Annotated in this window: 13 protein-coding genes; 1 reads left to right on the top strand and 12 read right to left on the bottom strand. The window is 74.2% G+C overall.

What is annotated here, in order from left to right:
* Nucleotides 1–56: 56 nt before the first annotated feature.
* Nucleotides 57–1286 (top strand): helix-turn-helix domain-containing protein, encoded by a 1230-nt coding sequence (locus ABZ671_RS18225; protein WP_357858912.1) that lies wholly within the window; start codon nucleotides 57–59, stop codon nucleotides 1284–1286.
* Nucleotides 1287–1530: 244 nt separating this feature from the next.
* Here the strand turns inward: ABZ671_RS18225 and ABZ671_RS18220 are convergent, their stop codons facing one another.
* The 12 genes from ABZ671_RS18220 to ABZ671_RS18165 form a co-directional block, all read right to left on the bottom strand.
* Nucleotides 1531–2082: a GNAT family N-acetyltransferase gene (locus tag ABZ671_RS18220; RefSeq protein ID WP_357858909.1), complete on the bottom strand. Its 552-nt coding sequence runs from the start codon at nucleotides 2080–2082 to the stop codon at nucleotides 1531–1533.
* A gap of 33 nt (nucleotides 2083–2115) precedes the next feature.
* A complete protein-coding gene (locus tag ABZ671_RS18215) occupies nucleotides 2116–3714 on the bottom strand; it encodes an FAD-binding oxidoreductase (protein WP_357858906.1) in 1599 nt (532 codons plus the stop codon).
* Between the two features lie 95 nt (nucleotides 3715–3809).
* On the bottom strand, nucleotides 3810–5105 hold the full coding sequence (locus ABZ671_RS18210) for a methylaspartate mutase (RefSeq protein WP_357859017.1): 1296 nt from the start codon (nucleotides 5103–5105) through the stop codon (nucleotides 3810–3812).
* 44 nt (nucleotides 5106–5149) lie between these two features.
* Nucleotides 5150–5617, bottom strand: a complete 468-nt coding sequence (locus ABZ671_RS18205) for a cobalamin-dependent protein (RefSeq protein WP_357858903.1) — start codon at nucleotides 5615–5617, stop codon at nucleotides 5150–5152.
* On the bottom strand, nucleotides 5614–6237 hold the full coding sequence (locus ABZ671_RS18200; RefSeq protein WP_357858900.1) for a DsbA family protein: 624 nt from the start codon (nucleotides 6235–6237) through the stop codon (nucleotides 5614–5616). Before ABZ671_RS18200 ends, ABZ671_RS18205 begins: the two co-directional genes overlap by 4 nt.
* Before the next feature lie 19 nt (nucleotides 6238–6256).
* The gene (locus tag ABZ671_RS18195; protein WP_357858897.1) at nucleotides 6257–7072 is read right to left on the bottom strand and encodes an alpha/beta hydrolase; all 816 of its coding nucleotides are present in this window, start codon (nucleotides 7070–7072) and stop codon (nucleotides 6257–6259) included.
* 81 nt (nucleotides 7073–7153) lie between these two features.
* Complete coding sequence (locus ABZ671_RS18190; RefSeq protein WP_357858894.1) at nucleotides 7154–7411, bottom strand: acyl carrier protein; 258 nt, start codon at nucleotides 7409–7411, stop codon at nucleotides 7154–7156.
* Nucleotides 7412–7447: 36 nt separating this feature from the next.
* Nucleotides 7448–7930 carry a 3-hydroxyacyl-ACP dehydratase FabZ family protein gene (locus ABZ671_RS18185; RefSeq protein ID WP_357858891.1) on the bottom strand — a complete coding sequence of 161 codons (483 nt, stop codon included), beginning with the start codon at nucleotides 7928–7930 and terminating at the stop codon, nucleotides 7448–7450.
* On the bottom strand, nucleotides 7923–8339 hold the full coding sequence (locus ABZ671_RS18180; protein WP_357858888.1) for a 3-hydroxyacyl-ACP dehydratase: 417 nt from the start codon (nucleotides 8337–8339) through the stop codon (nucleotides 7923–7925). The genes ABZ671_RS18185 and ABZ671_RS18180 overlap by 8 nt, the downstream gene beginning before the upstream one ends.
* A gap of 74 nt (nucleotides 8340–8413) precedes the next feature.
* Nucleotides 8414–9151, bottom strand: a complete 738-nt coding sequence (gene fabG, locus ABZ671_RS18175; RefSeq protein ID WP_357858885.1) for a 3-oxoacyl-[acyl-carrier-protein] reductase — start codon at nucleotides 9149–9151, stop codon at nucleotides 8414–8416.
* Nucleotides 9152–9161: 10 nt separating this feature from the next.
* Entirely contained in the window at nucleotides 9162–9395 is a 234-nt protein-coding gene (locus tag ABZ671_RS18170) for an MbtH family protein (RefSeq protein WP_357858882.1), read from the bottom strand.
* On the bottom strand, nucleotides 9392–24337 hold the full coding sequence (locus ABZ671_RS18165; protein WP_357858879.1) for an amino acid adenylation domain-containing protein: 14946 nt from the start codon (nucleotides 24335–24337) through the stop codon (nucleotides 9392–9394). Before ABZ671_RS18165 ends, ABZ671_RS18170 begins: the two co-directional genes overlap by 4 nt.
* Nucleotide 24338 lies beyond the last annotated feature (1 nt).

The raw sequence follows: 24338 nt of genomic DNA, 5'->3' as shown, positions 1-24338 counted from the left end.
ACATCTTGTCCGGCTAAGGTGAAATGGTCACGGTTTTTTGTGCGGAGAGAACAAGGATGTCGGAGGATTCGTGGGCAGCGCCCCGTGCGGCCCATCTCGAACTGGACGAACGGGTCGCCTCCCGACTCCGCGACCACCTTCCGGTGGTGGCGGAGCGGACGGTCAGCGCCATCATCGCCGAGGTACCCGCCTACTCGGGTGCGCTCACCGGCGCGATGCGCGACAAGATCGAGAACGCGGTCCGCATCGCTCTCGGCACGTTCCTGCAGCTCATCGAGGGGTCGCAGTCCGCCGACCCGAGCACCCCGCTGACCCCCGCGCTGGAGGCCGCGTACGCGTTGGGCAGCGGCGAGGCCCGCTCCGGGCGGAGCATGGACGCGCTGTTGGCCGCGTACCGGGTGGGGGCGCGGGTGTCGTGGCGGGAGGTTTCCACCACCACCGTACGCAGCGGGCTGGCCGCGGGAACAGTAGCCGAGTTCGCCGAGCTGATGTTCGCGTACATCGACGAGCTGTCGGCGGCCAGCGTCGCCGGGCACGCCGACGAGCTGGCCAGCGCCGGGCGGGCCCGGCGGCGCAACCTGGAACGCCTCACCCAGCAGTTGCTGGCCGGGGAGCCGGAGGACAGCCTACGTCGCAGCGCCGAGCGGGCCGACTGGCCGCTGCCGCAGACGTTGACGGTCGTTCTGCTGCCCCGCCATCACCTGCGCGCGGTGCTCGCCCTGCTCAGCCCGCACACGCTGGAGAGCGGCGAGGACCTGCCCGGGATGAACCAGGCCGAGGAGTTGGCCGTACTCCTGGTGCCGGACATGCACGGCGGCCGACGCCGCCAGCTCACCCGGCTGCTGCCCCGGCGCCGGTCGGTGCTCGGGCCGGCCCGGCCGTGGCATCGGGTCGCCACCTCCTACCAGCGGGCCACCCGGGCCCTGGCGCTGGGTCTCGGCGAGCCGGACGCCGGGCCGGTCGACACCGAGCAGCACTTGGCGGAGCTGCTGCTCAGCATGGACCCGGAGGGGCTGGCCGACCTGCGCGCACAGGCGCTGCGCCCGCTGGCGTCGCTGCCCCCGGCCACCGCGCACCGGCTCGCCGAGACGCTGCGCTCGTGGCTGCTGCATCAGGGCCGCCGCGACGACGTGGCCGCCGACCTGTTCGTGCACCCGCAGACCGTCCGTTACCGGATGGGCAAGCTGCGCGAGTTGTACGGCGACCGGCTGCACGACCCGGCCACCGTCCTCGACCTCACCCTCGCCCTGGCCGTGGCGCCCGCCCCTCCGTCCGAGCCGGGCTGATCCGCGCCGCCATCCGGATCGGCGGTCGTGCCTCCGGCAACTGGCTGGCCCGGCCGGGCGTGTTCACTGCGGTGGTGCCTTCGGAGCTGACGTCGCAAGCGACTCAGCCGCCCGGCTCCTGGGGGCCGCTGAATCGTCTGCGCCATCAGCTCCAAAGCGTGGCTCAACAGCCGGTCCACCGCCCGCCCGGGTCCGCGCCGACATCATCGAGCGGCGGCAGGAAGCCTGAGCCCTGATGCCGACATCACCCCGGAACGGAGTCGTAAAGCGCGAAGACGGCGATGCTTTGCTGCCCGTCGCCCGCCGCCGTCTCGCTGCGGGTGTCGAGCCGGTGGAAGCCGCACTTCTCGGCGACCCGGATCGAGGCGGTGTTCCGCACGTCCGCCTCCAGGATCACCCGCTCCAGCTTGAGGTCAGACAAGGCCCAGTGGGCCAGCAGCCGGACAGCCCTCGGGGCGATGCCCCGCCCCCGGCACTGCGGGAACACCCCGTACGCGACGGTGGCCTCCGTGTCGCTGCGGAACTGAAGGTTGATGCTGCCGACCGGCTCGTCGGTCACGGCGTCCGCGATCACCAGCGGGGCGGCCTTTCCGCTGCGCCATAGCTCCTCGCCCCGCGCCACCCAGCCGCGGCGCGCCTGCGCGTCCATCGGTTCGTCGTCCAGCCAGCGGCGGATCTCCGGGTCGTGGCTGGCCTCGGCGATCGCGGCGAGGTCGGGCTCCCGCCGGGGTCTCAGCGCAACCGTGCCGTCGGTGAGCGGCGCGGTGGGTGGTTCGATCGGTCGGGTATGCACCATGGCGGCGGAGATTACCGCGTCGGTTCGGGAACGTCAGGTGTTTATCCCCTGCGGATAGCGGAAGAAGTCGGTCGGGTCGTATGTGCGCTTCACCCGGACCAGCCGGTCGTAGTTCGCGCCGTAGTAGGCCCGCCGCCAGTCCGGCAGCGTCGGATCGGGGAAGTTCTGGTAGGAGTGCCGGGGCGGCGTGCCACCGAAGATCGCGTCGTAGAAGTCGCGGAGCCAACGCAGATTCGCCGTGGCGACGCAGGGCGGGTCGTAGTCGGCCCAGGAGGTTTCGGCGGCGAGGATGAACACGCCGTTCCGGTGTACGAACGCCGTCGCGTCCGGCGGCACCTGGTTGATCTCGCCGCCGAGGGCGAACATCGCGAAGCCGGCCCCGTCCGGGTTGCCGCTGCCCGGCCAGTCCAGCAGCCGTTCGGCGGCGGCAGCGACCTGGGCATCGGTCAGGAGCGTGTGGGTGTGCAGCACCGCCGACTTGGCGGCGAACTTCTCCACCGGCGTGGTGGCGCTCAGCAGCACGCTCGCCTGGCCCGGGGTGACCTCACGGACAGACGCGTTGTTGCGGGCGCGTTCCTCGGCCGTGCCGATGGCGAGCAGCGGGGCCAGGATGGCACGCAACTCCGCCAGGGGGCCGTAGAACTGGCCGATGGCGTTGGCGCCGGCGTTGGCGTGGATCTGGTCCGTGGTGAGCCCGCGGGTGCCGATGCCGACGCGGAGGTGGAACCGCTTGTCGTGCAGGGTGTGCACGGCGATCTGTTGCGCGGTGGCGATCACCGGCACCACGGAGTCCAGGCCCCAGCTCAGCTGGTAGAAGCCCACGTTGCCCTGGAACTGCTCGTACTGGAAGGTGAAGGAGGTGTTGACGCCGAAGTTGTTCCCCGCGCCGCCCCGGCAGGCCCAGAACAGGTCGGGGTGCGTGTCCTGACTGGCCTCCACGACGCGGCCGTCGGCGAGCACCACGGTCGTCGAGACCAGCCGGTCGCAGGTCAGGCCGAACATTTTGTCGCTGAAGCCGATGCCGCCGCCGAGCACCAGCCCGGCCACCCCGACGGTGGGGCAGCGGCCGGTCGGCACGAACATGCCCCGGTCCTCCAGCATCGGGTGCAGGTCGGCGTTGGTGACTCCGGCTCCCACGGTGACGGTGCCCGCGCCGTGGGTGACCCTGATCGGACCGTAGGTCCGGGTCTGGGAGCGGGCGGCCGGCTGCGGGGTGGCGACGATCCGGCGCATCCGGGCCATATTGAGCAGCAGGCCGTCGGTGGTGGAGTATCCGGCGTAGTTGTGGCCGAGCCCGGAGCGGGGCACGACGGGCAGCCCCACCGCGCGGGCCCAGCGGATCACCACCTGGGCGTCGCCGGTGCTGCCGCACGCCACGATCCCGGCGGGATGGATCCCGGCGTACCGATGGTTGTACGGGAGCGCCAGGGGCGGATAGCCGGGGTCTGCCGGCCGATAGAGGGTGGAACACGGCGACAGCGCATGTGCCAGCCGCTCCCAGTCCCGTCGGCTGACCCGCTCCGCCACTTCATCGGGTGGGTCGGCGGCAGCGGGAGGTGTTAGCAGGCCCACCATTCCCGCCCCCAGGGCTCCCGCGGTGCCTGCCCGCAGCACGTCCCGCCTGTTGATCATCTAAGGTCCTCACGAGAGACGCTCTGGGAGGCGGGCTCGCCTCAGCGCCAATGTTCCGGACCGGAGTCGTCACCTTCGCGACGTTCGAGCTGGTTTCACCTTTTCGACGTCAGCTCCAGCACGGGCTCGGCGGGCCCGACCGCCGGCGGCATCGAGTCGTATCGGTCGGCCACGTGGGACAGGGCGGTGAGTAGTCCGTCGCTGGTCATCTCCGCCGGCCGGCCGTTGGCCGACCGGTCGACGGTCACCGGCATCCGGCCGGCGCGGGCCCACGCCAGCCGGCCGTCGGCGGTGATGTAGCCGCGTGCCTGGCCCGCGTTGTCCGGGTGCAGGCAGTACGGGATGTCGAGGTGGCCGCGTTCGAAGGCCCGGCGCAGGCCCACCCCGATGTCGTCGCTGAGCTCCAGCACCGCCTCGATCAGGGTGCGCGCCTCGGCGTAGATGCCGGTGTCGGGGGCGTCGGTGGTGGCCGGTCGCTCGGCGGCGGCCACCCGGGCGGCGTGCTCCAGCGCGGCCACGTTCTCCTCGATGGTCGGGATGCGGTGCGCCTCGGCCGGGGTCTTCACGATCAGGCGGGCCGCTCCCCCGCGTACGGCGAGGCGGGCGGCGGCGCCGAGCAGCCGCAGCGCGCCCTGCGGGGTACGCGGGTACACCCCCATGTAGGTGTAGAGCACGACGTGGCTGTCCAGGTCGGGCAGCAGTTCGTCGGTCAGGCGGCGCAGCGCCGCCAGGGCCTCCTCGTCCTGCTCCGTGCTGGTCTGCTGGGCGTAGCTGAGTGACACGCTGCGCAGCCCGTGCTGCCGGAAGAACATGCCTTCCAGCACGGCCACGGCGACCAGCAGGCTGGGCGGGCAGAGCTGGCCGAGCAGGCAGCCGCCGAAGCTCTCCAGGTGCGGTTCGACGCCGACGTCGCGCAGTCGGGTATACGCGGCGCAGCAGCGGGCCCAGCTGTCGACGGCGTCGCGCAGCGGCACCCGGCTGTAGGGCAGGCAGTACGAGACGGGGCCGCCCTCGGTGGCGTCCACGCCGGTGCGCAGCAGCGCGGCGAAGATCTCCTCGGGCCGCGCCGAGCCGTGCCGTACCTGCACCGGCACGCCGTGCTGCTGCGCGCCGGCGAGCACCCAGCGGGTCACCTCTACCGGGTGCGCGACGATCGGGTAGCCGTTCAGGGGTGCTCCGTCGGCAAGCGCGCGTACCGCCGCCGACTGGTCGCCGACCCGGGTGTAGCTGTCCAGCGTGACCGTGCCCACGGTGGTCGCCCGGGCCCGGGCCACGGCGGTCAGCCCGGTCCGCATGGCGGTCGGGTCGCCGAAGCCCATCCGGGGCTGCACGACCAGTTCGCCGCGGGCCCGCGCGGCGGCGACGGCGGTGGCGAACGGTCCGCGGGGCACCCCGCCGGCGGTCACCCCGAGCGATCCGCGCGGCACGTCGGCGGTCACCCCGACCGTCCCGCCGCTACGAGTTCGAGGCGGCCGAGGTACTCCAGGAAGCGGTTCCGGTCGGCGCCGTCGTCGAAGACGGCCGTGTAGCCGGCGGCGAAGAGCTCGTTGACCTGCGTACCGGTCAGCTGGCCGTCGACGCCGAGCTTTCCGCCGATGACGATCGGCACAGCGGCCAGCGCCGGGTCGGCGCGCAGCGTGGCGGCCAGCCGTTTGCCGTCGGTGCAGCCGTGCCCGTTGACGCTGGAGACCACCACCAGGTCGGGGTGGTGCCGGTGGCACTCGGCGGCGAACAGCTCCTCCGGTACGCAGGCGCCGAGGTTGATCACCCGGTGCCCGGCCTCCTCGAGAAGCAGTTGCAGGTAGACGAGGTTCCAGGTGTGCGCGTCGGAGGCGACCGTGCCGAGCAGCACGGTGCGGCCACCGGCGGCCGTGCCCGGGTGCAGCGGTGCCGGCGCGGTCACCGGCGTACGCCCGTGGTCGTCAGGGCGTCGAGGAAGCCGTCGAGCCGCTCCAGGCCCCAGAACCGGTGCCGGCCGACGATGAAGTAGGGCACGGCGAAGATGTCGTCGTCGTACGCGCCGGCGAGGGCTCGCACGGCCGCCTCGCGCAGGGTCGGGTGGGCTGCGGCGGCCCGTGCCCCGGCCGGGTCGATGCCCGCCTCGGTGGCGATGTCGGCCAGCACCGCCGGGTCGCTGATGTTCTCGCCGCGCTCCCAGCGGGCGCGCACCGCCGCCTGGTAGAACGCCCAGCCGCGTCCCTGCTGGTCGGCGTGCAGCCAGGCCAGGTGCGGCACCGCCCAGTCGACGTCCATGTCCGCCGGCCACACCATCCGGTAGCCGAACCGGTGTACCAGTCGGTTGGTGTCGGCCAGCAGGTACTCGTGCTTGGCCCGGCTGATCGGGGTGTCCAGGAAGTCCGAGTCCGCCTCGGCCAACGCGGCGCGCAGCCCGTCGTCCGGCACCCAGTGCGGCACGAACGTGATGGCGTCCGGCGCTTCCGGCCAGCGTTCCGTGAGCTGACGTACGGCGAGCCAGCTGCGCGGGCTGCGGAACGAGAAGTAGAGCCGGGGGGGCTTACGCATGTCGGGGGTCTCCTCGGGTTCAGGCGACGGTCGGTGCGGGCAGCGCCGCGAGGAACTGCCGGATCTCGGTGGTCACCGCGGCGGCCTGCTCCAGGTGGCAGAAGTGGCCGCCGTCGGCCCTGGTGTGCACGGTCGCCGCCGGCATCGCGCGGCGGAACGCGTCGGTGCGGGGGCCGGCGAGGGCCGCGTCGGTGGCGCCGCTGACCACCAGGGTCGGCACGGTGACGGTGTCGAGGTCGAGGTCGGTGGTGGTGATGAACTGGCGGAGCAGGGCGACGAAGCCGAGCGGGCCGACGCGGTCGAGGGTCTTGGCGACCATGCTGTCGACCAGGTCTTCGTCGAGCGTGTGCCGTCGGTCGCCCAGCTTGAGCCGGACGCCCTCCCCGATCACCGCGCGGAACCGGGCGAGTTCCCGGTCGAAGAGCCGCCAGTCGATCGGGTCGTCGGGGGGACGGAAGTAGGGGGCGAGGAGCACGGCGGCGTCCAGCCGGGGCCGGTCGGCCTCGGCGAGGATTTCCAGCACCGCGTTCGCCCCGAACGAGTGGCCCACCAGCAGGGCGGGCGGCTCGGGCAGCAGGGCCAGGGCGTGCCGCAGCAGGTCGGCCGGGCCGGTGCGGTGCACCCAGGCGTACTGCGCGCCGGCCCGCCAGGGCAGGTCGAGGGCGTAGGGGGTGAAGGGGAGGTCACCGTGCAGCGCGTCGACGAACGGCTGCCAGGTGCGCCAGGTGTCCTCCAGGCCGTGGGCGAGCACCAGCGCCGGGCCGCTGCCCGGGCCACGGTGCACGGCGAGGCGTTCGCCGTCGCGCACCACCTCGACGACGGGATACCAGGTCACGGCGTACCTCCGAGCCTCGCCCGCCGCGGGGTGGCCGGCTGGTGGCGGCTCCCCGCGGCGGGACCGGGGCGGTCATGTGGGTCAGTCCTGCCAGCCGGCGTACTGCTTGACGACGTCGTAGACGGCGCGCAGGTTCTCCATCTTGGGCAGCTCGGTCTGCGGGATTTCGATCTTGTACATCTTCTCCAGCCGGGCCAGGATCTCGATGGCCCGCAGCGAGTCCGCGTCGTGGTCGTCGATGAAGTGGCTGGTCTCGGTGATCTCCTCGGGCTCGACCTCGAGCACCTCGGCGACGACCTCGCGCAACTCGTTCATCCGGTTGCTCATGACCTGGGTCATCGTGTTGTCTCCCTCTCTGTGGATGTGGTTGCTGGCTCAGCCGGTCGGCCCGGCGGCCAGTTCGGTGTCCGGCCGGGCGACCGCGAGCATCGAGCCGACGACGGCGATCAGCCGCTCACCGACTCGGGTCTCGCCGCGCATGACCGCGCTGTGGGGTTTGAGCGACTCCACGATCACCTCGTGGCGCATGACGTCGCCCGGGTACGCGGCGCCGAGAAACTCGAAGTCCCGGGCCGCGCCGAACACCAGGGTGCCGTCGGTGGTCTCACCGGCGGCTCGGGCGGTGAGCAGCCAGAGCACCGCCCCGGCCTGCCCGAGCGACTCCACGATCAGCGACGCCGGATAGGCGTACGCGGACTGTGGCAGGCCGTCGGCGAGGCCGGCGAAGCACGGCTCGGATCCGCTGACCGCCTTGGTGGCGACGATCCGACGGCCGGGTTCCATGTCGAGGACCCGGTCCACCTGCAGGATCGGGTGCCGGTGCGGCAGGATCGCGGTGAGGTCGGCGTACTCAAGCACCGGTCGTCTCCCGCAGCACGCGCAGTTCCAGGGTGACCTTGGCGCTGGCCGTGCCGTCGCCCCGGCGGCAGTCGGCGACCGCCCGGACCCTCCCCCGGTCGTCCGGGTCGTCGGTCAGCCGGCAGTCGACGGTGAGGACGTCGCCGGGCAGCAGCGGCGCCTTGAACCGCACCGAGCGCACCGCGGCCAGCTCGACCCGGACGTGCGGGCCCCGGCCGGCCTGGACGGCCTGGCGGGCCGCCTGGTAGACCGACTCCAGGGTGAAGACTCCCGGGTAGATGGGGAAGCCCGGGTAGTGGCCCTCCAGGTACGGGTCGGTGGCCACGATCCGCTTGGTCGCGGTGATGCCGTCGGCGCTGCGTTGCACCTGGTCGACCGCGTCCAGTGGGGCGGCGAAACTGCGGCTCATGACCCCTCCTTCGTGATCCGCTGTCCGCATTTCAGCGGGGCCGGCTCGAGGCCGGCTCAGGGTCGGCTCGGGCCTCAGAGGACGATCCCGCCGTCGACCTGCAACACCTGGCCGGTGATGTAGGCGGCCCGGTCGGAGGCCAGGAAGGAGACCAGTTCCGCCACGTCTGCCGGCTGGCCGAGCCGGCGCAGCGGGATCATGCCGACGGCCTTCGCGCGGGCCTTGTCGGGCAGGGAGGCGGTCATGTCCGTCTCGATGAAGCCGGGCGCCACCACGTTCACCCGGATGCCGTACGGGCCCAGTTCCTTGGCCAGGGCGCGGCTCATCGCGTTGATGCCGCCCTTGCTGGCCGAGTAGTTGGCCTGGGTGGCGTTGCCGTACACCCCGGCGACCGAGGACATGTTGATCACGGTGCCGCGTTTGCGCTTCATGTAGTTGAACGCCACCGCCCGGCAGAAGTTGTAGGTGCCGGTGAGGTTGGTGTCCACCACCGCCGCCCAGTCGGCGAACGGCATCAGCACCAGCGGCTTGTCCCGGACGATGCCGGCGCTGTTGACCAGCACGTCCAGCGGGCCGAGTTCCGCCTCGGCGGCGGTGACGAACTCCGTCGCCGCGTCCGGGTCGGCCACGTCGCAGGGGGCGTGGAAGCAGCGGACACCCCGCTGCTTGACCGCGTCGGCGGTCTCCGCCGCCGCCTCGCCGCCGCTGCGGTAGCAGAACGCCACGTCGTACCCGTCCTCGGCCAGCCGCAGCGCCACCGCGCGGCCGATGCCGCGCGAGCCGCCGGTGACCAGCGCGGTGCGCTGCTCCATCAGAATCCTCCTAGCGGTCCGCGTCGGCGCCGTCGGCGGCCATGGCGGCGATCAGGCTTTTCGGGCGCATGTCGGTCCACTCGCGCTCGACGTAGTCGAGGCAGGCCTGCCGGCTGTCCTCGCCGAAGGCGGTGTGCCAGCCGTCGGGCACCGGCACGAACGACGGCCACAGCGAGTGCTGTCCCTCGTCGTTGACCAGCACCACGTACCGGCCCTCCTCGTTCTCGAACGGGTTGCTGCTCATCGCGGTTGGTCCTTTCGTTCGGTGTCGATCGCGCTCAGCCGCTCGGCCAGCACCCGGCCGATGGCGGCCAGCGGCTCCGGCTGGGTCATGTCGTTGTGGTGGCAGTCGACGTCGTGCACCCGCACCGCGCCGGACAGGTGGGGTCGCCAGGCCGCCACCGGGTCGGTGTCGGGCGCCCGGTCGCGGGTGGCGACGAACAGCAGCGCGTCGAGGTCGACGTGCCCCGGCCGGTGTTCCCGGGCCAGTCGGGAGTTGTTGGCGAACACCTCGTACAGGGCGGTGACGTGCCGGGCCTCCAGCCGGCCGAGGACGCCCTCGTTGCGGCTGAGCAGCTCGGCGACCCGCTCCTCGTCGACCGGCTGGGCGTCGGCGGCGTCGGCCGGGTAGCCGGCCAGTTGCAGCATCCCGGCCAGGAACTCGGTGCGGTTGAGGATGGCCGGTTCGGCGCGTTCCGCCTCGGTCTTGGGGAAGGAGTCCAGCATCGCCAGCAGCGCCACCTGTTCGCCGTCGGCGCGCAGCCGGGCGGCGATCTCGTGGGCGATCAGCCCGCCGAACGACCAGCCCAGCAGGTGGTACGGGCCGGCCGGCTGGATCGCGCGGATCCGGGCCAGGTAGTCCTCGGCGATCTGCCCGACGTCGCCCGGCAGCTCGTCGCGTTCGGCGAGGCCCCGCGACTGCAGGCCGTAGATGGGCCGGTCGGTGAGGTGCCCCATCAGGCCCGAGTAGGACCAGCTGAAGCCGCTGGCCGGGTGCACGCAGAACAGCGGCGGCCGGGAGCCGTGTCGGCGCAGCGGCAGCAGCACCTCGAACGCGCCCCGGCCGTCGTCGGCGGTGTCGAGCCGGTCGGCGAGTTCGGCCACCGTCGGCGCCTCGAACAGGGTACGGATCGCCAGGTCCACCTCGAAGGTGGCGCGGACCCGGCTGATCAGCCGGGTGGCCAGCAGCGAGTGCCCGCCCAGGTCGAAGAAGCCGTCGTCGATGCCCACCTCGGGTACGCCGAGCACCTCGGCGAACAGGCCGCACAGCACCCGCTCCCGGTGGCTGCGCGGGGCCCGCCGCTGCGTGCCGGCCCCGGTGTCGGCGGCGTCGGGCACCGGCAGGGCGGCCCGGTTCAGTTTGCCGTTGGGGGTCAGCGGCAGCTCGTCGAGGACCACCACGGCCGCCGGCACCATGTACTCGGGCATCGCCGCGGCCACCGTGGCACGCAGCTGCGCCGGCTGCGGGGTTCGGCCGGTGGCCGGTACGACGTAGCCGACGAGCCGCTGGTCGCCGGGGCGGTCCTCGCGGACGATCACCGCGCAGCGGGCCACGTCCTCGTGGCCGGCGAGGACGGCCTCGATCTCGCCCAGCTCGATCCGGAATCCGCGCAGCTTGACCTGGTCGTCGACCCGGCGCAGGAACATCAGCTCGCCGGTGTCGGTCCAGCGCACGATGTCGCCGGTGCGGTACATCCGGGTGCCGGGCGGGCCGTACGGGTCGGCCACGAACTTCCCGGCGGTCTGGCCGGGCCGGGCCAGGTAGCCGCGGGCCAGGCCGGCGCCGGCGACGTACAGCTCGCCGGGTACGCCGGGCGGCACCGGCCGCAGCCGGGGGTCGAGCACGTACAGCCGGGTGTTGGCCAGCGGGCCGCCGATCGGCAGCGGGCCCGGCGGGATGACCGCGCCCGGTTCGATGCGGTGTTCGGTGCAGTTGACCGTGGTCTCGGTCGGGCCGTACATGTTGTAGACGGCCACGCCGGGGTGGTCGCGGCGCCACTCGTCGACGATCTCGCCGAGCAGCAACTCCCCGCCGAGCAGCAGTTCGCCGGTCGGGGCGTAGTCGTCCGGCAGGGCGGCCAGCAGCGGCAGGTGGCTGGGGGTGGCCTTGAGGAAGGTGCAGGCGTGCCGGGTCAGCCGCTGGCGGGTGGCCGGGTCGTCGTCCAGGCCGGCGACGTGCACCGTGCCGCCGACGGTCAGCGGCACCCACATGCCGGTGACGCTCAGGTCGAACGACACCGACGAGTGCAGCAGCGCGCTGCCGCGTACGCCCTGGTAGTCGCCGCCGGCGAAGGTGAGGTAGTCGGTGAGCGAGCGGTGTTCGATCACCACCCCCTTGGGCCGGCCGGTCGAGCCGGAGGTGTAGATGACGTACGCCGGGTTGGTCAGCCGCAGCGGGGCGGTCCGGTCGGGGTCGGTGACCGGGTCGGCGGCGTAGCCGTCCCGGTCGCACCCGTCGACCAGCAGCCGCGGCAGCTCGACCGCCGGCAGGTCGGCGGTGTTCGCCGGCAGTTCGGCGGCGGTGGCCGTGTCGGTGAGCAGCAGCCCCGGGGCGGTGTCGGCGAGCATGAAGGCGATCCGGTCGGCCGGGTAGCCGGGGTCGACCGGCACGTACGCGCCGCCGGCCTTGAGGACCGCGAGCAGCCAGCAGACCAGCCGGGCCGAGCGGGGCAGCGCCACCGCGACGAACCGTTCCGGGCCGACGCCGCGTTCGATCAGCAGCCGGGCCAGCCGGTTGGTGTGCGCGTCCAGCTCGGCGTAGGTCAGCTCGGTCCCGGCGTCGACCAGGGCCGGCGCGTCCGGGGTACGGGCGACCTGCGCGGCGAACAGTTCCGGCAGGGTGGCCGCCGGCACCGGGGCGAAGGTGTCGTTCCAGGTGACCAGCACCCGCTCGCGTTCGGCCTCGGTGAGCAGGTCCACCGCGCCGATCGGCTGGTCCGGGTCGGCGGCCAGGGCGGTGAGCATGGTGAGCAGCCGGTCGGCGATCCGCTCGACGGTGTGGTGGTCGAACAGGTCGGCGCTGTATTCGATCCGGCCGGCCAGCCCGGCCGGGGCGCCCGCGTCGTCCTGCCGCTCGGCGAGGCTGACGTTCAAATCGAACTTGGCCCCGCCGGTGCCGGCCGGCAGCCCGGACACGGTCAGGCCGGGCAGGTCCACGTCGAGGCGGGCGTGGTTGTGCACGGCCAGCACGACCTGGAACAGCGGGTGCCGGGCCACCGACCGGGCCGGGTTGAGCACCTCGACCAGCCGTTCGAACGGCACGTCCGCGTGGGCGTACGCGGCCAGGTCGGTGGCGCGGACCCGGTCCAGCAGTTGGCCGAAGGTGGGGTCGCCGGCGGTGTCGGTGCGCAGCACGAGGGTGTTGACGAAGAAGCCGATCAGCCCGTCGACGGCCTCGTCGACGCGGCCGGCGATCGGGGTGCCCAGCGGGACGTCCTCGCCGGCGCCGAGCCGGGTGAGCAGGGCGGCCAGGGCGGCCTGGGCCACCATGAACAGGCTCGCCTGCCGTTGGCGGGCCAGGCCGGTCAGCCGGGCGTGCAGCTCGGCGGGCACGTCGAAGGTGACGCTGCCGCCGCGCCGGCTGGACACCGCCGGGCGGGGCCGGTCGTACGGCAGTTCCAGCTGCTCGGGCAGGCCGGCGAGGGTCTGCGCCCAGTAGCCGGTCTGCCGGCTGGCCAGGCTGTCCGGGTCGGTCTCGTCGCCGAGCACCGCGCGCTGCCAGAGCGCGAAGTCGGCGTACTGGACGGGCAGGCCGGGCAGGTCCGGCGCGCGGCCGGCCCGCCGGGCGGTGTACGCGGCGGCCAGGTCGGCCGAGAGCGGCCCGGCGGACTGCCCGTCGCTGGCGATGTGGTGCATGAGCAGCAGCAGGACGTGTTCGTCGTCGGCGAGGCGGAACAGGTCGGCGCGCAGCGGCGGCTCGCCGGCCAGGTCGAACCGGTGCCCGATCGCGGCGGCCAGCGCGGCCGGCAGTTCCGCCTCGGTGACGGCGTGCTCGACCAGCACCGGCACGGCCGCCGCCGGGTCGAGGACCCGCTGGTACGGCTCGCCGTCGACCTCGCCGAAGACGGTGCGCAGCGTCTCGTGCCGGACCGTCACGTCGGCCAGCGCGGCGTGCAGCGCGGCCCGGTCCACGTCGCCGTGCAGCCGCAGCGCCAGCGGCACGTTGTAGCTGATGTCGGAGTCGTCGAAGCGGTTGAGGAACCACAGCCGGCGCTGGGCGTAGGAGACGGGCACCAGGTCGGGGCGGGGGCCGGGGCGCAGCGGCGGGCGGCTGTCCGCGCCGGCCAGCAGCCGAGCGGCCAGGCCGGCGACGGTCGGGGTCTCGAAGACCGCCCGGATCGGCAGCTCCACGCCGAAGACCGCGCGGATCCGGTTGACGATGCGGGTGGCCAGCAGCGAGTGGCCGCCGAGGGCGAAGAAGTCGTCGTCCGCGCCGACCCGCTCGACGCCGAGCACGTCGGCGAAGACGCCGCAGAGCAGTTCCTCCTGCGGAGTACGGGCGGCCCGCCCACCGGCGGACCCGAAGTCCACGGCGGGCAGCGCCTTGCGGTTGACCTTGCCGTTGGCGCTGAGCGGCAGGGCGTCCAGCCGGACCACCACCGAGGGCACCATGGCGTCCGGCAGCCTGGCGGCGACGTGGTCGCGGACCGTCTCCGGGTCGGCGTCGCCGACGACGTAGCCGACGAGGCGGTTGGTGCCGGCCGGGTCGGTGTTGACCGCCACGGCGGCGGCGGTCACCCCGGCGGCGGCGCGCAGCGCCGCCTCGACCTCGCCCAGTTCGATGCGCTGGCCGCGGATCTTGACCTGGTCGTCGGTGCGGCCGAGGAATTCCAGTTGCCCGTCGGGGCGGTAGCGGACCCGGTCGCCGGTGCGGTAGAGGCGGGCGCCGGGTCGTTCGGCGTACGGGTCGGCGACGAAGACGGTGGCGGTGCGGCGCGGGTCGCCCAGGTAGCCGAAGCCGACGCCGACGCCGCCGACGCACAGCTCGCCGGGCACGCCGGGCGGCACCGGCTGCAGGTTGGCGTCCAGCACGTACAGCTGGGTGTTGCGGATGGCCCGGCCGATCGGCACCCGGTCGCCGTCGGCGTCGGCGGGGGTGGTGATGATCGCGTGCGTGACGTCGTCGGAGCACTCGGTCGGCCCGTACGCGTTCATTAGCGGGATCGACGGGTAGCGGGCCAGCCAGCGGTGGCACAGCTGCGGCGGCAGCGCCTCGCCGGTGACCATCAGCCAGCGCAGCGTCGCCAGCTCGGGCACGGGCGCGCCGGCGTCCCAGGCGTCCAGGGCGGTACGCAGCAGCGACGGCACCACCTCGAGGATGGTCACCCCGTGTCGGTCCACCCGGCCGAACAGCGCGCCCGGGTCCAGCGCGGTGTCGTCGTCGACCACGTCGACGCTGCCGCCGGTGACCAGCGAGGAGAGCATCTGCCAGACCGACACGTCGAAGGTGAGCGCCGCGTTCTGCACCACCACGTCCGCGTCGGTGAGGTCCAGGTCCTCCACCTTGGCCAGCAGGTGGTTGAGCATTCCCCGCCGGTGCACCATCGCGCCCTTGGGCCGGCCGGTGGAACCGGAGGTGAAGATGACGTACGCCAGGTCGGCCAGGCCGGCGACCAGCGGCGCCGGGGCGACCGGCGGGCCGACCGGGGCCAGCGGCAGCACGGTGACCGGGACACCGGCGGCGGCGACCACCTCGGCGGCCAGCGCCTCGTGCGCCGCGTCGACCAGCAGCCAGCGGGTGCCGCTGTCGACCAGCAGGTCGGCGTTGCGGGCCACCGGGGAGCGCGGGTCCAGCGGCAGGTACGCGCCGTCGGCGCTGAGCGCGGCCAGTACCCCGGTGATCGCATCCGCGCCCCGGTCGGTGAGCAGCGCGGCCAGGCAGCCCCGCCCGAACCCGGCGGTACGCAGCCGGGCGGCCAGCTCGTCAGCCCGGCCCATCAGCTCGGCGTAGGTGAGGGCGTCGCGCGGGTCGGTCACCGCGACCGCGTCTGGCCGCTGCGCGGCCACCGCCCGGATCAGGGTGACCGGGTCCTCGTCCGGCAGCGGCCGGCTGGTGGCGTTCCAGTCGTGCAGCAGCCGCCGCCGGTCGGCCGGGCCGACCACGTCGACCGCGCCGATCGGGGCGTCCGGGGTGGCGACGGCGGCCTCCAGCATGCGGACGAACCCGGCGAGGATCCGCTCGGCGGTGACCTCGTCGAACAGGTCCCGGCTGTAGTCGAGCCGGCCGTCGATCCCACCACCGGTCGCCGGTCGTTCGGTGAGGTCGATGGACAGGTCGAACTGGGCGGCGTGCGCGCCGACGTTGTCGACGGCCACGCGCAGGCCGGGCAGGTCCAGGTCGACGGTGGCGTTGTTCTGCAGCACCAGCATGACCTGGAACAGCGGGTTGCGGGCCATCGACCGGGGCGGGTTGAGCACCTCGACCAGCCGCTCGAACGGGGTGTCCTGGTGCGAGTACGCGGTCAGGTCGGCCTCGCGGACCCGGTCGAGCAGCTGCCGGAAGGTGGGGTTGCCGGCGGTGTCGGTGCGCAGCACCAGGGTGTTGACGAACATGCCGACGAGGTCGTCGAGCGCGTCGTCGGTGCGGCCGGCGATCGGGCTGCCGATCGGCACATCGGTGCCGGCGCCGAGCCGGGTGAGCAGGGCGGCCAGGGCCGCCTGGCAGACCATGAACAGGCTGGCGCCGGTGGCGTGCACCAGGGCGTTGAGCCGCTCGTGCAGGGCCGGTTCGATGGCGAAGCTGAGCATGCCGCCCTGGTGGCTGGCGACCGGCGGGCGGGGCCGGTCGGCCGGCAGGGTCAGCTCGTCCGGGGCGCCGGCCAGCGCGTCCCGCCAGAACCGCACCTGCTGGGCGATCTCGCTGTCCGGGTCCGACTCGTCGCCGAGCACCGCGCGCTGCCACAGGGCGTAGTCGGCGTACTGCACGGGCAGCGGGGTGAACTGCGGTGCCCGCCCGGCGACCCGGGCGGCGTACGCGGCGGTGAAGTCCCGGCCCAGCGGGGCCATCGACCAGCCGTCACCGGCGATGTGGTGCAGCACGAGCAGCAGGAAGTATTCGCCGTCGCCGAGGGCGAACAGCCGGGCCCGCAGCGGCGGGTCGACGGCCAGGTCGAAGCCGCGCCGGGTCTCGGCGAGCATCAGCTCCCGCACCTGCGCCGGGTCGACGGCCTCCACGATGATCTCCGGGCAGACCCCGTCGGCGTCCAGGATCACCTGGTACGGGTCGCCGTCGGCGTCCGGGTAGATCGTGCGCAGGCTTTCGTGCCGGTCGAGCACGTCCCGCAGGGCGGCGCGCAGCGCGGCCACGTCCAGGTCGCCGGTCAGCCGCAGCAGGATCGGGATCTTGTACGGGGAGTCGGCGCCGGAGAGCCGGTTGATGAACCAGAGCCGGTTCTGCGCGTACGACAGCGGGATCCGCTCCGGGCGGGGCATCGGCTCCAGCGCCCGACGGGCCTGCCGCGCGCCGCCGAGCCGCTCGGCGAGCCCGGCCACGGTGGGCGACTCGAACAGGTCCCGGATGGCCAGTTCCGCGTTCAGCGCGGTGCGGATCCGGCTGACCAGGCGGGTGGCCAGCAGGGAGTGGCCGCCGAGGGTGAAGAAGCTGTCCTCGATGCCGACCTCGGGCAGGCCGAGCACGTCGGCGAAGAGCGCGCAGAGCGTCTCCTCGGTCGGGGTGCGCGGCGCCCGGCGGGTGGAGCCGGCCGCGTAGTCGGGGGCCGGCAGGGCCCGCCGGTCGACCTTGCCGTTGCCGGTCAGCGGCAGGGTGTCCAGCACCACCACCGCGGCGGGAACCATGTACTCGGGCAGCACCTGCGCGGCGTGCCCGCGCAGCGCGGCCGGGTCGGGTGCCACCGCCCCGGCGGCCGGTACGACGTACGCGACGAGGCGTTTGTCGCCGGGCCGGTCCTCGCGGACCACCACGGCGACCTGGCCCAGGGCGGGGTCGCGGGCCAGCACCGCCTCGATCTCGCCGAGTTCGATGCGGAACCCGCGGATCTTCACCTGCTCGTCGGCGCGGCCGACGAACTCCAGGGTGCCGTCGGGCCGCCAGCGCACCACGTCGCCGGTGCGGTACATCCGGTCGCCGGCACCGGACGGGTCGGCGACGAACCGCTCGGCGGTCAACCGGGGCCGGTTCAGGTAGCCGCGGGACAGGCCGGCGCCGGCGATGTACAGCTCGCCGGCCACCCCGGGCGGGGTGGGGCGCAGGTAGTCGTCCAGCACGTACAGCCGCATGTTGTCCAACGGCCGGCCGATCGGCACCGAGTCGGGCACCTCGGCCACGACGTGCATCAGGTGATGGGAGGCGAAGGTGGTGGTTTCGGTGGGGCCGTAGCCGTCGCCGACCACGAGGCCGGGACAGGCGGCCAGCACCCGGCGCACCATCGGCGCGGGCACCACATCGCCGCCGGTCCAGACCTCCCGGACGCGGGCGAACGCCTCCGGGGTCTCCTCGGCCAGCAGCCGGAACAGGCCGGCGGTCAGCCACAGCGCGGTGACCTGCCCGCCGGTGAGGACGGCCCGCAGGTCGTCCATGCTCAACTCGCCGGGCGGCGCCACGACCAGTTCGCCGCCGTTCAACAACGGCACCCACAGCTCGTACGTGGAGGCGTCGAAGGCCAGCGGCGAGTGCAGCAGCACCCGGCGCTGCCGGTCGGTGCGCCAGCACCGGTCGGCGGCGAGGCTGAGCACGTCGTGGTGGGTGACCATGACGCCCTTGGGGGTGCCGGTCGACCCGGAGGTGTACATGACGTAGGCGAGCTGTCGGGGGTGGGCGGGACGGGCCGGGTCGGCGTCCGGCCGGGCGGCGATCTCGGCGGCGGCGGCGCCGTCGACGGTCACCACCGTCAGGTCGTGGTCGAACCGCAGGCCGGCCATGGCCCGGTCGGTGAGCAGCAGCGAGCTGGCGGTGTCGACGGCGATGTGGGTCAGCCGGTGGGCCGGGTAGCGCGGGTCCAACGGGACGTAGGCGGCGCCGGTTTTGAGGATCGCCAGCACCGACACCACCTGGTCGATCGAGCGTTCCTGCAGCAGCGCGACCCGGTCCTCGACGGCGACGCCGAGCGCCACCAGATGCTGGGCCAGCCGGTTGGCACGGGCGTCGAGTTCCCGGTAGGTCAGCGCGGTGCCGTCGGCGGCGCGGACGGCGACCTGGTCGGGGGTGCGGGCGGCCTGCGCGGCGAACCGGGCAGCCACCCCGCCGGCCAGTGTCGGCTCGGGTTGGGCGGTGTCGTTCCAGTCGGCCAGCACCAGCCGCCGTTCGGCCGCGTCGAGGACGTCCAACCGTCCGACCGGGGTGTCCAGGTCGGCGGCGACGGTGCCGAGCAGCCGCAGCAGCCGGTCGGCCAGTCGCTGGGCGGCGTCGGCCGGGAAGAGGTCGGCGCGGTGGTCGAGCTGCAGCTTCAGCCGCTCGCCGGGGATCGCGGTGACGGTGATCGGGTAGTGGGTGGCGTCCCGCCCGGACACCCCGGTCAGCCGCAGGCCGGTGCCGGGCAGGCTGAGCAGCTTCGGGTCCAGGGGGTAGTTCTCGAACACCACCAGGGTGTCGAAGAGGTCGGCGTGCCCGGCGAGCCGCTGCACCTCGGTCAACGGCAGGTGCTGGTGGGCCATCAGCGCGGACTGCTGGTCCTGCAGGCGCGACAGCATTCGGGCGACCGGCTCGGCCGGGTCGAGCCGCAGCCGCACCGGCAGGGTGTTGATGAACAACCCGACCATGGTCTCCACCCCGGCGATCTCCGGCGGGCGGCCGGAGACGGTGCCGCCGAAGACCACGTCGCCGCGGCCGGTCAGCGCGCCGAGCAGCACGCCCCAGGCGCCCTGCAGGATGGTGTTGAGGGTGACCCCGTGCCGGCGGGCCTGCGCCTGCAGCGCGGCGGTCAGCTCGGCCGGCAGGTCGACGGTGATCCGCTCGGGCAGTTCCGGGGCCCGGGCCGGGTCGGCCGGGGCGAGCAGGGTCGGCTCGGCCAGGCCGGCGAGGGCGTCGGCCCAGGCCCGCTCGGCGGTGGCCCGGTCCTGGGTGCCGAGCCAGGCCAGGTAGTCGCGGTAGGGCGCCACCCGAGGCAGCTGCCGGTCGTCGCCGCCGGCCGCGTACAGGGCCAGCAGCTCGCGCATCAGTGTCGGCACCGACCAGCCGTCGAGCAGGATGTGGTGGTTGGTGAGCACCAGCCGGTGTGCGGTGTCGGCCAGGCGCAGCAGGGTGAACCGCAGCAGCGGCGGGCGGGTCAGGTCGAAACCCTCGGCCCGGTCCGCGGCGAGCAGCTCACGGACCCGCTCGGCCTGCTCCGCGCCGGCCAGCGTACGCAGGTCGTGCGTACGCCAGCCGGCGCGGAGCCCGTCCACCACCACCTGCACCGACTCACCGGTGGGGCGCTGACGGAACGCGGCGCGCAGGTTGGCGTGCCGGGCCAGCAGGGCGTCGGCGGCGTCGCGCAGGGCCACTGCGTCCAGCTCGCCGGCCAGGTCGAAGCAGAGTTGCACGGTGTAGACGTCGCGGTCCGGCCCGTCGTACAGGGCGTGAAACAGCAGCCCCTCCTGCAGCGCCGAGAGCGGCAGGAGGTCGCTCGCGGCCGGTTGGGCGGCTTCGATCGCTTCGATCTCCTCCTGCGACAGGCGCAGCAGCAGGTCGGACGGGGTGTGCCCGCCGGCGCCGGGGGCGGCGGCGTGGTCGACCAGGGCGTCCAGCGCGGCCAGCCAGTCGTCGGCCAGCTCGCGTACCTCCGCCTCGCCCAGCAGGCTCTGCGGCCAGGAGAAGGTCGCCGACAGGCGGGGACCGTCGGCGTGGTCGCGGGTGACCGCGTTGACCTCGATGGCGTGCGGCACCGGCAGGGCGCCGTCCGCACCGCCGCCGAGGGCCTGGGTGTCGGCGGCGACCGCCCAGTCGCTGTCCCCGCCGTCGGCGGTGGCGAACCGGCCGAGGTAGTTGAAGCCGATCTGCGCGGCGGGCCGCTCGGCCAGCTGGCCGGCGGTGGCGGGGTTGAGGTAGCGCAGCAGCCCGTAGCCGATGCCGTTGTCGGGCACCGCGCGCAGCTGCTCCTTCACCCGCTTGACCGCGCGGCCGGCGGCGGCGCCCCCGGCGAACGCCTCGGTCAGGTCGAGCCGGCCGAGGTCGAGCCGGACCGGGTACATGGTGGTGAACCAGCCGACGGTGCGGGACAGGTCCAGGCCGGCGGCCAGCTCCTCCCGGCCGTGGCCCTCCAGGTCCACCAGCAGGCCGGTGGTGTCCTGCTCGCCGCGCCGGTGTCGCCACCGGGTGACGGCGAGGGCGAGCGCGGTGAGCAGCACGTCGTTGACCCGGCCGTGGAAGGCGGCCGGCACCCGGGTCAGCAGCGGCGCGGTGCGCTCCGCGGGCAGGGTGACGGTCAGCGCCCGGCCGGTGTCCACGGTGTCCCGTGCCGGGTCGAGCGGCCGGCCCGCGAGCGGGGTCTCGGCGGTGTCGAGGCGGTCCAGCCAGCCGGTTAGTTCGGCCGTCCGTTCCGGACGCGCGGCCTCGGCGACCAGCTGGCCGGCGAAGCGGCGCAGCGAGGTCCGTACCGGTTCCAGTTCGGGGGTACGCCCGGCGGCGACCGCCCGCGCGGCGGCGGCCAGGTCGGGCAGCAGGATCCGCCACGACACCCCGTCGACGACGAGGTGGTGCAGGGCCAGCAGCAGCCGGCCGGGACGGTCGGGCCCGGCGTCGAACCACATCGCCCGCAGCACCCGCCCGTCGCCCGGCGACAGCCGGGCCTGGACGGCCTTGGCCTGCTCGTCGACGAGTCCGCGCAGCTCGGCCGCGTCCAGGCCGGTCGCGTCGAGGCGGGTCACCAGCTCGGCGGCGATCACGCTGCCCCGCTCGCCGATCACCTGCCGCCAGCCGCCCGGCTCGTCGCGGACCAGCCGCAGCCGCAGCGCGTCGTGGTGGTCGACCAGCGTCTGCACGGCGGCGACCAGGTGCTCCGGTCGTAGCCCGGCCGGGGTGTTCACCAGCATCGACTGGTGGAAGCCGTCGATCGGGCCGCCGCGTTCGCGCAGCCAGTGCACGATCGGGGTCAGCGGCACCTCGCCCGTGCCGTCGTCGGCGGCCACCGGAGCGGCGTCGTCCGTGGCCGCGGCGGCGGCCAGGGCGGCCACCGTGCGGTGTACGAAGACGTCCCGGGGGTTGAACGACAGTCCCGCCTTGCGGGCCCGGCTGACCAGCTGGATCGACACGATGCTGTCGCCACCGAGGTCGAAGAAGCTCTCGTCGACGCCCACCGTGTCCAGCCCGAGCACCTCGGCGAACAGCCCGACGAGCAGCGTCTCGCGCTCGTTGGCCGGGGCCCGGCCGCCGCCCGCGCCGGTGAACCCGGGGGCCGGCAGGGCCCGCCGGTCCAGCTTCCCGCTCGGGGTCAGCGGCAGCGCCGGCAGGCCGACGATGGCCGCGGGCACCATGTACTCGGGCAGGCTGGCGCCGACGTGCGCCCGCAGCGCGGCCGGGTCGACCAGCGCGCCGGCGACCGGTACGACGTACCCGACCAGGCGTTTCACGCCCGGCTGGTCCTCCCGGGCGAGGACCGCGACCTGCGCGACGGCCGGGTGGCGGGCGAGCACCGCCTCGATCTCGCCCGGCTCTACCCGGAAGCCGCGAATCTTCACCTGGGCGTCGGCCCGGCCGACGAACTCCAACGTCCCGTCGGCGCGCCAGCGGACCAGGTCGCCGGTGCGGTACATCCGCCTGCCGGGCTCGACGCCGAACGGGTCCGCGACGAACCGTTCGGCGGTCAGCGCCGGCCGGTCCAGGTAGCCGCGGGCCAGCCCGGTCCCGGCGACGTACAGCTCCCCCGGCACGCCGGGCGGCACCGGGCGCAGGAACCGGTCGAGCACGTAGGCGCGGGCGCCCGTGACCGGGGTGCCGATCGGCGGGGCGCCGGCGTCGGGCGTCAACGGCCGGCTGAGCGTCGCGGCCACGGTGATCTCGGTCGGCCCGTACGCGTTGACCATGCGCCGGCCGGGCGCGAACCGGGCGACGAGGTCCTCGCCGCAGGCGTCGCCGCCGACCACCAGGGTGCGCAGCACCGGCGGGGCCACGTCGGGCAGGCCGGCGAGGGCGGCCGGCGGGATGAGCGCGTGGGTCACCTGCTGGCTGGTGAGCACGGCGGCCAGGTCGTCGCCGACCAGCGGACCGGGCGGCGGCACGACCAGCGCCGCCCCGGCGCCGAAGGCGGCGCAGAGCTCCAGCACGGAGGCGTCGAAGCTGGGCGAGGAGAACTGCAGCACCCGGCTGGTGGGGTTGACGTCGAAGTCGGCCACGATCGCGGCGGTGAAGCTGGCCAGGCCGGCGTGGGTGACCGCGACGCCCTTCGGCCGGCCGGTGGAGCCGGAGGTGTAGATGAGGTACGCCGGATGCTCGGGCCGCAGCGGGGCGGCGCGTTCGGCGTCGGTGACCGGGCCGGCGGGCCGGGCCGACCACGCCGCGACGGTGGCCGGCTCGTCGAGCAGCAGTCGGGGCACGTCGGTGTCGGGCAGGTCGATCCCGGTCAGGGTGGCCAGCAGCACCGGCCGGGCGTCGGTGAGCATGAACGCGATGCGGTCGGCGGGATAGTCGGGGTCCACCGGCAGCCAGGCGCCGCCGGCCTTGCTGACGGCTAGGGCGGCGGTGACCAGTTCCGGGCTACGCGGCAGGGCCAGCGCGACCAGCCGCTCGGGCCCCACACCCTGCTCGACGAGCAGCCGGGCCAGCCGGTCGGCGGCGGCGTCCAGTTCGGCGTACGACATGGTGTCGTCGTCGCCGATGAGGGCGGGCGCCTGGGGTCGGGCCGTGGCCTGGGCGGCGAACAGCTCGGGGAAGGTGCGCGCCGGCACGGGCGGCGGTCCGGCCGCCCAGGTGTGCAGGACGGCGGCGCGCTCGGCGTGATCGAGCACGTCGAGCGCGGCGACCGGGGTGTGTGGCGCGTCGACGACGGTGGTGAGCAGGCGGACCAGGCGGTCGGCGATACGCCGGGCGGCCGGTGCGTCCAACAGGTCCGGTCGGTGGTCCAGCCGCAGGGTGAGCCGGTCCCCGGGCAGCACGGCGAGAGTCAGCGGGTAGTGGGTGGCGTCGTGGCCGGTGACGGCGGTGACCCGCAGGCCGGTGCCGGGCAGGTCCAGCGCGGCCGGGTCGAGGGGGTAGTTCTCGAAGACGGTCAGCGTGTCGAACAGGTCGCCGTCGCCGGTGCCGGCCTGCCGGCGGATCTCGGCGAGGCCGAGGTGCTGATGCGCCATCAGCGCCGCCTGCTCGTCCTGCACCCGGGTCAGCAGGGCGGCCAGGGGCTCAGCCGGGTCGAGGCGGATCCGCACCGGCACCGTGTTGATGAACAGCCCGAGCATCGACTCGACGCCGGGCAGCTCCGGCGGCCGGCCGGCGACGGTGGCGCCGAAGACCAGGTCGTCGTCGCCGGTGAGGGCGCCCAGCAGCAGCGCCCAGGCGCCCTGCACGACGGTGTTGAGGGTGACGCCGAGCTTGCGGGCCGTGGCGGTGAGCCCGGCGGTCAGCTGTGCGGGCAGGGCCACGGCGAGCTGTTCGGGGGCCGCCGGGGGCCGCGCCGGGTCGGCGGGTACGAGCAGGGTCGGCCCGGCCAGCCCGCGCAGCGCCTCCCGCCAGGCGTCCTCGGCGGCGGACCGGTCCTGCCGGTCAAGCCAGCCGAGGTAGTCGCGGTAGGGGGTGACCGGCGGCAGCGTGCGGTCGTGCCCACCGGCGACGTAGTGCGCGAACAGCTCCTTGGCCAGCAGCGGCATCGACCAGCCGTCGAGCAGCACGTGGTGGTTGGTGAGCACCAGTGTGGACTGCTCCGGTCCGGTCCGGATCAGCGCGGCGCGCAGTAGTGGCGGGCGGGCCAGGTCGAAGCCGGCGGCGCGGTCGGCGGCGAGCAGCCGGGCCACCGCGTCGTCGCGGTCGGCGGCGGGCTGGCCGGTCAGGTCGTGCTCCTGCCACGCCGGGGCGATCTCGCGCGGCACCACCGCGACCGACTCGCCGGTCTTGCGCTGCCGGATGCCGACCCGCAGGTTGGCGTGCCGGGCCAGGATCGCGGCGACGGCGCGGCGCATCCGGTCGCCGTCGACCGGACCGGTCAGGTCCAGCGCGAACTGCACGGTGTAGAGGTCCGAGGCCGTTCCGTCGTACAGCGCGTGGAACAGCAGCCCCTGCTGCAACGGTGACAGCGGCAGGATGTCCTCGACGCGTGACTGCTTCACCATC

This window comes from Micromonospora sp. NPDC006766 (genome assembly GCF_040636055.1).
GTDB lineage: Bacteria > Actinomycetota > Actinomycetes > Mycobacteriales > Micromonosporaceae > Micromonospora.
The sequence above is the reverse complement of the archived record's forward strand: the minus strand, read 5'-3'. Positions and strand labels throughout refer to the sequence as shown.

Bases quoted from the DNA above. Each gene is read 5' to 3' on its own strand.
- ABZ671_RS18225 (WP_357858912.1), top strand. From the start codon at position 57: ATGTCGGAGGATTCGTGGGCAGCGCCCCGTGCGGCCCATCTCGAACTG.
- ABZ671_RS18220 (WP_357858909.1), bottom strand. From the start codon at position 2,082: ATGGTGCATACCCGACCGATCGAACCACCCACCGCGCCGCTCACCGAC.
- ABZ671_RS18215 (WP_357858906.1), bottom strand. From the start codon at position 3,714: ATGATCAACAGGCGGGACGTGCTGCGGGCAGGCACCGCGGGAGCCCTG.
- ABZ671_RS18200 (WP_357858900.1), bottom strand. From the start codon at position 6,237: ATGCGTAAGCCCCCCCGGCTCTACTTCTCGTTCCGCAGCCCGCGCAGC.
- ABZ671_RS18190 (WP_357858894.1), bottom strand. From the start codon at position 7,411: ATGACCCAGGTCATGAGCAACCGGATGAACGAGTTGCGCGAGGTCGTC.
- ABZ671_RS18180 (WP_357858888.1), bottom strand. From the start codon at position 8,339: ATGAGCCGCAGTTTCGCCGCCCCACTGGACGCGGTCGACCAGGTGCAA.
- fabG (WP_357858885.1), bottom strand. From the start codon at position 9,151: ATGGAGCAGCGCACCGCGCTGGTCACCGGCGGCTCGCGCGGCATCGGC.
- ABZ671_RS18170 (WP_357858882.1), bottom strand. From the start codon at position 9,395: ATGAGCAGCAACCCGTTCGAGAACGAGGAGGGCCGGTACGTGGTGCTG.
- ABZ671_RS18165 (WP_357858879.1), bottom strand. From the start codon at position 24,337: ATGGTGAAGCAGTCACGCGTCGAGGACATCCTGCCGCTGTCACCGTTG.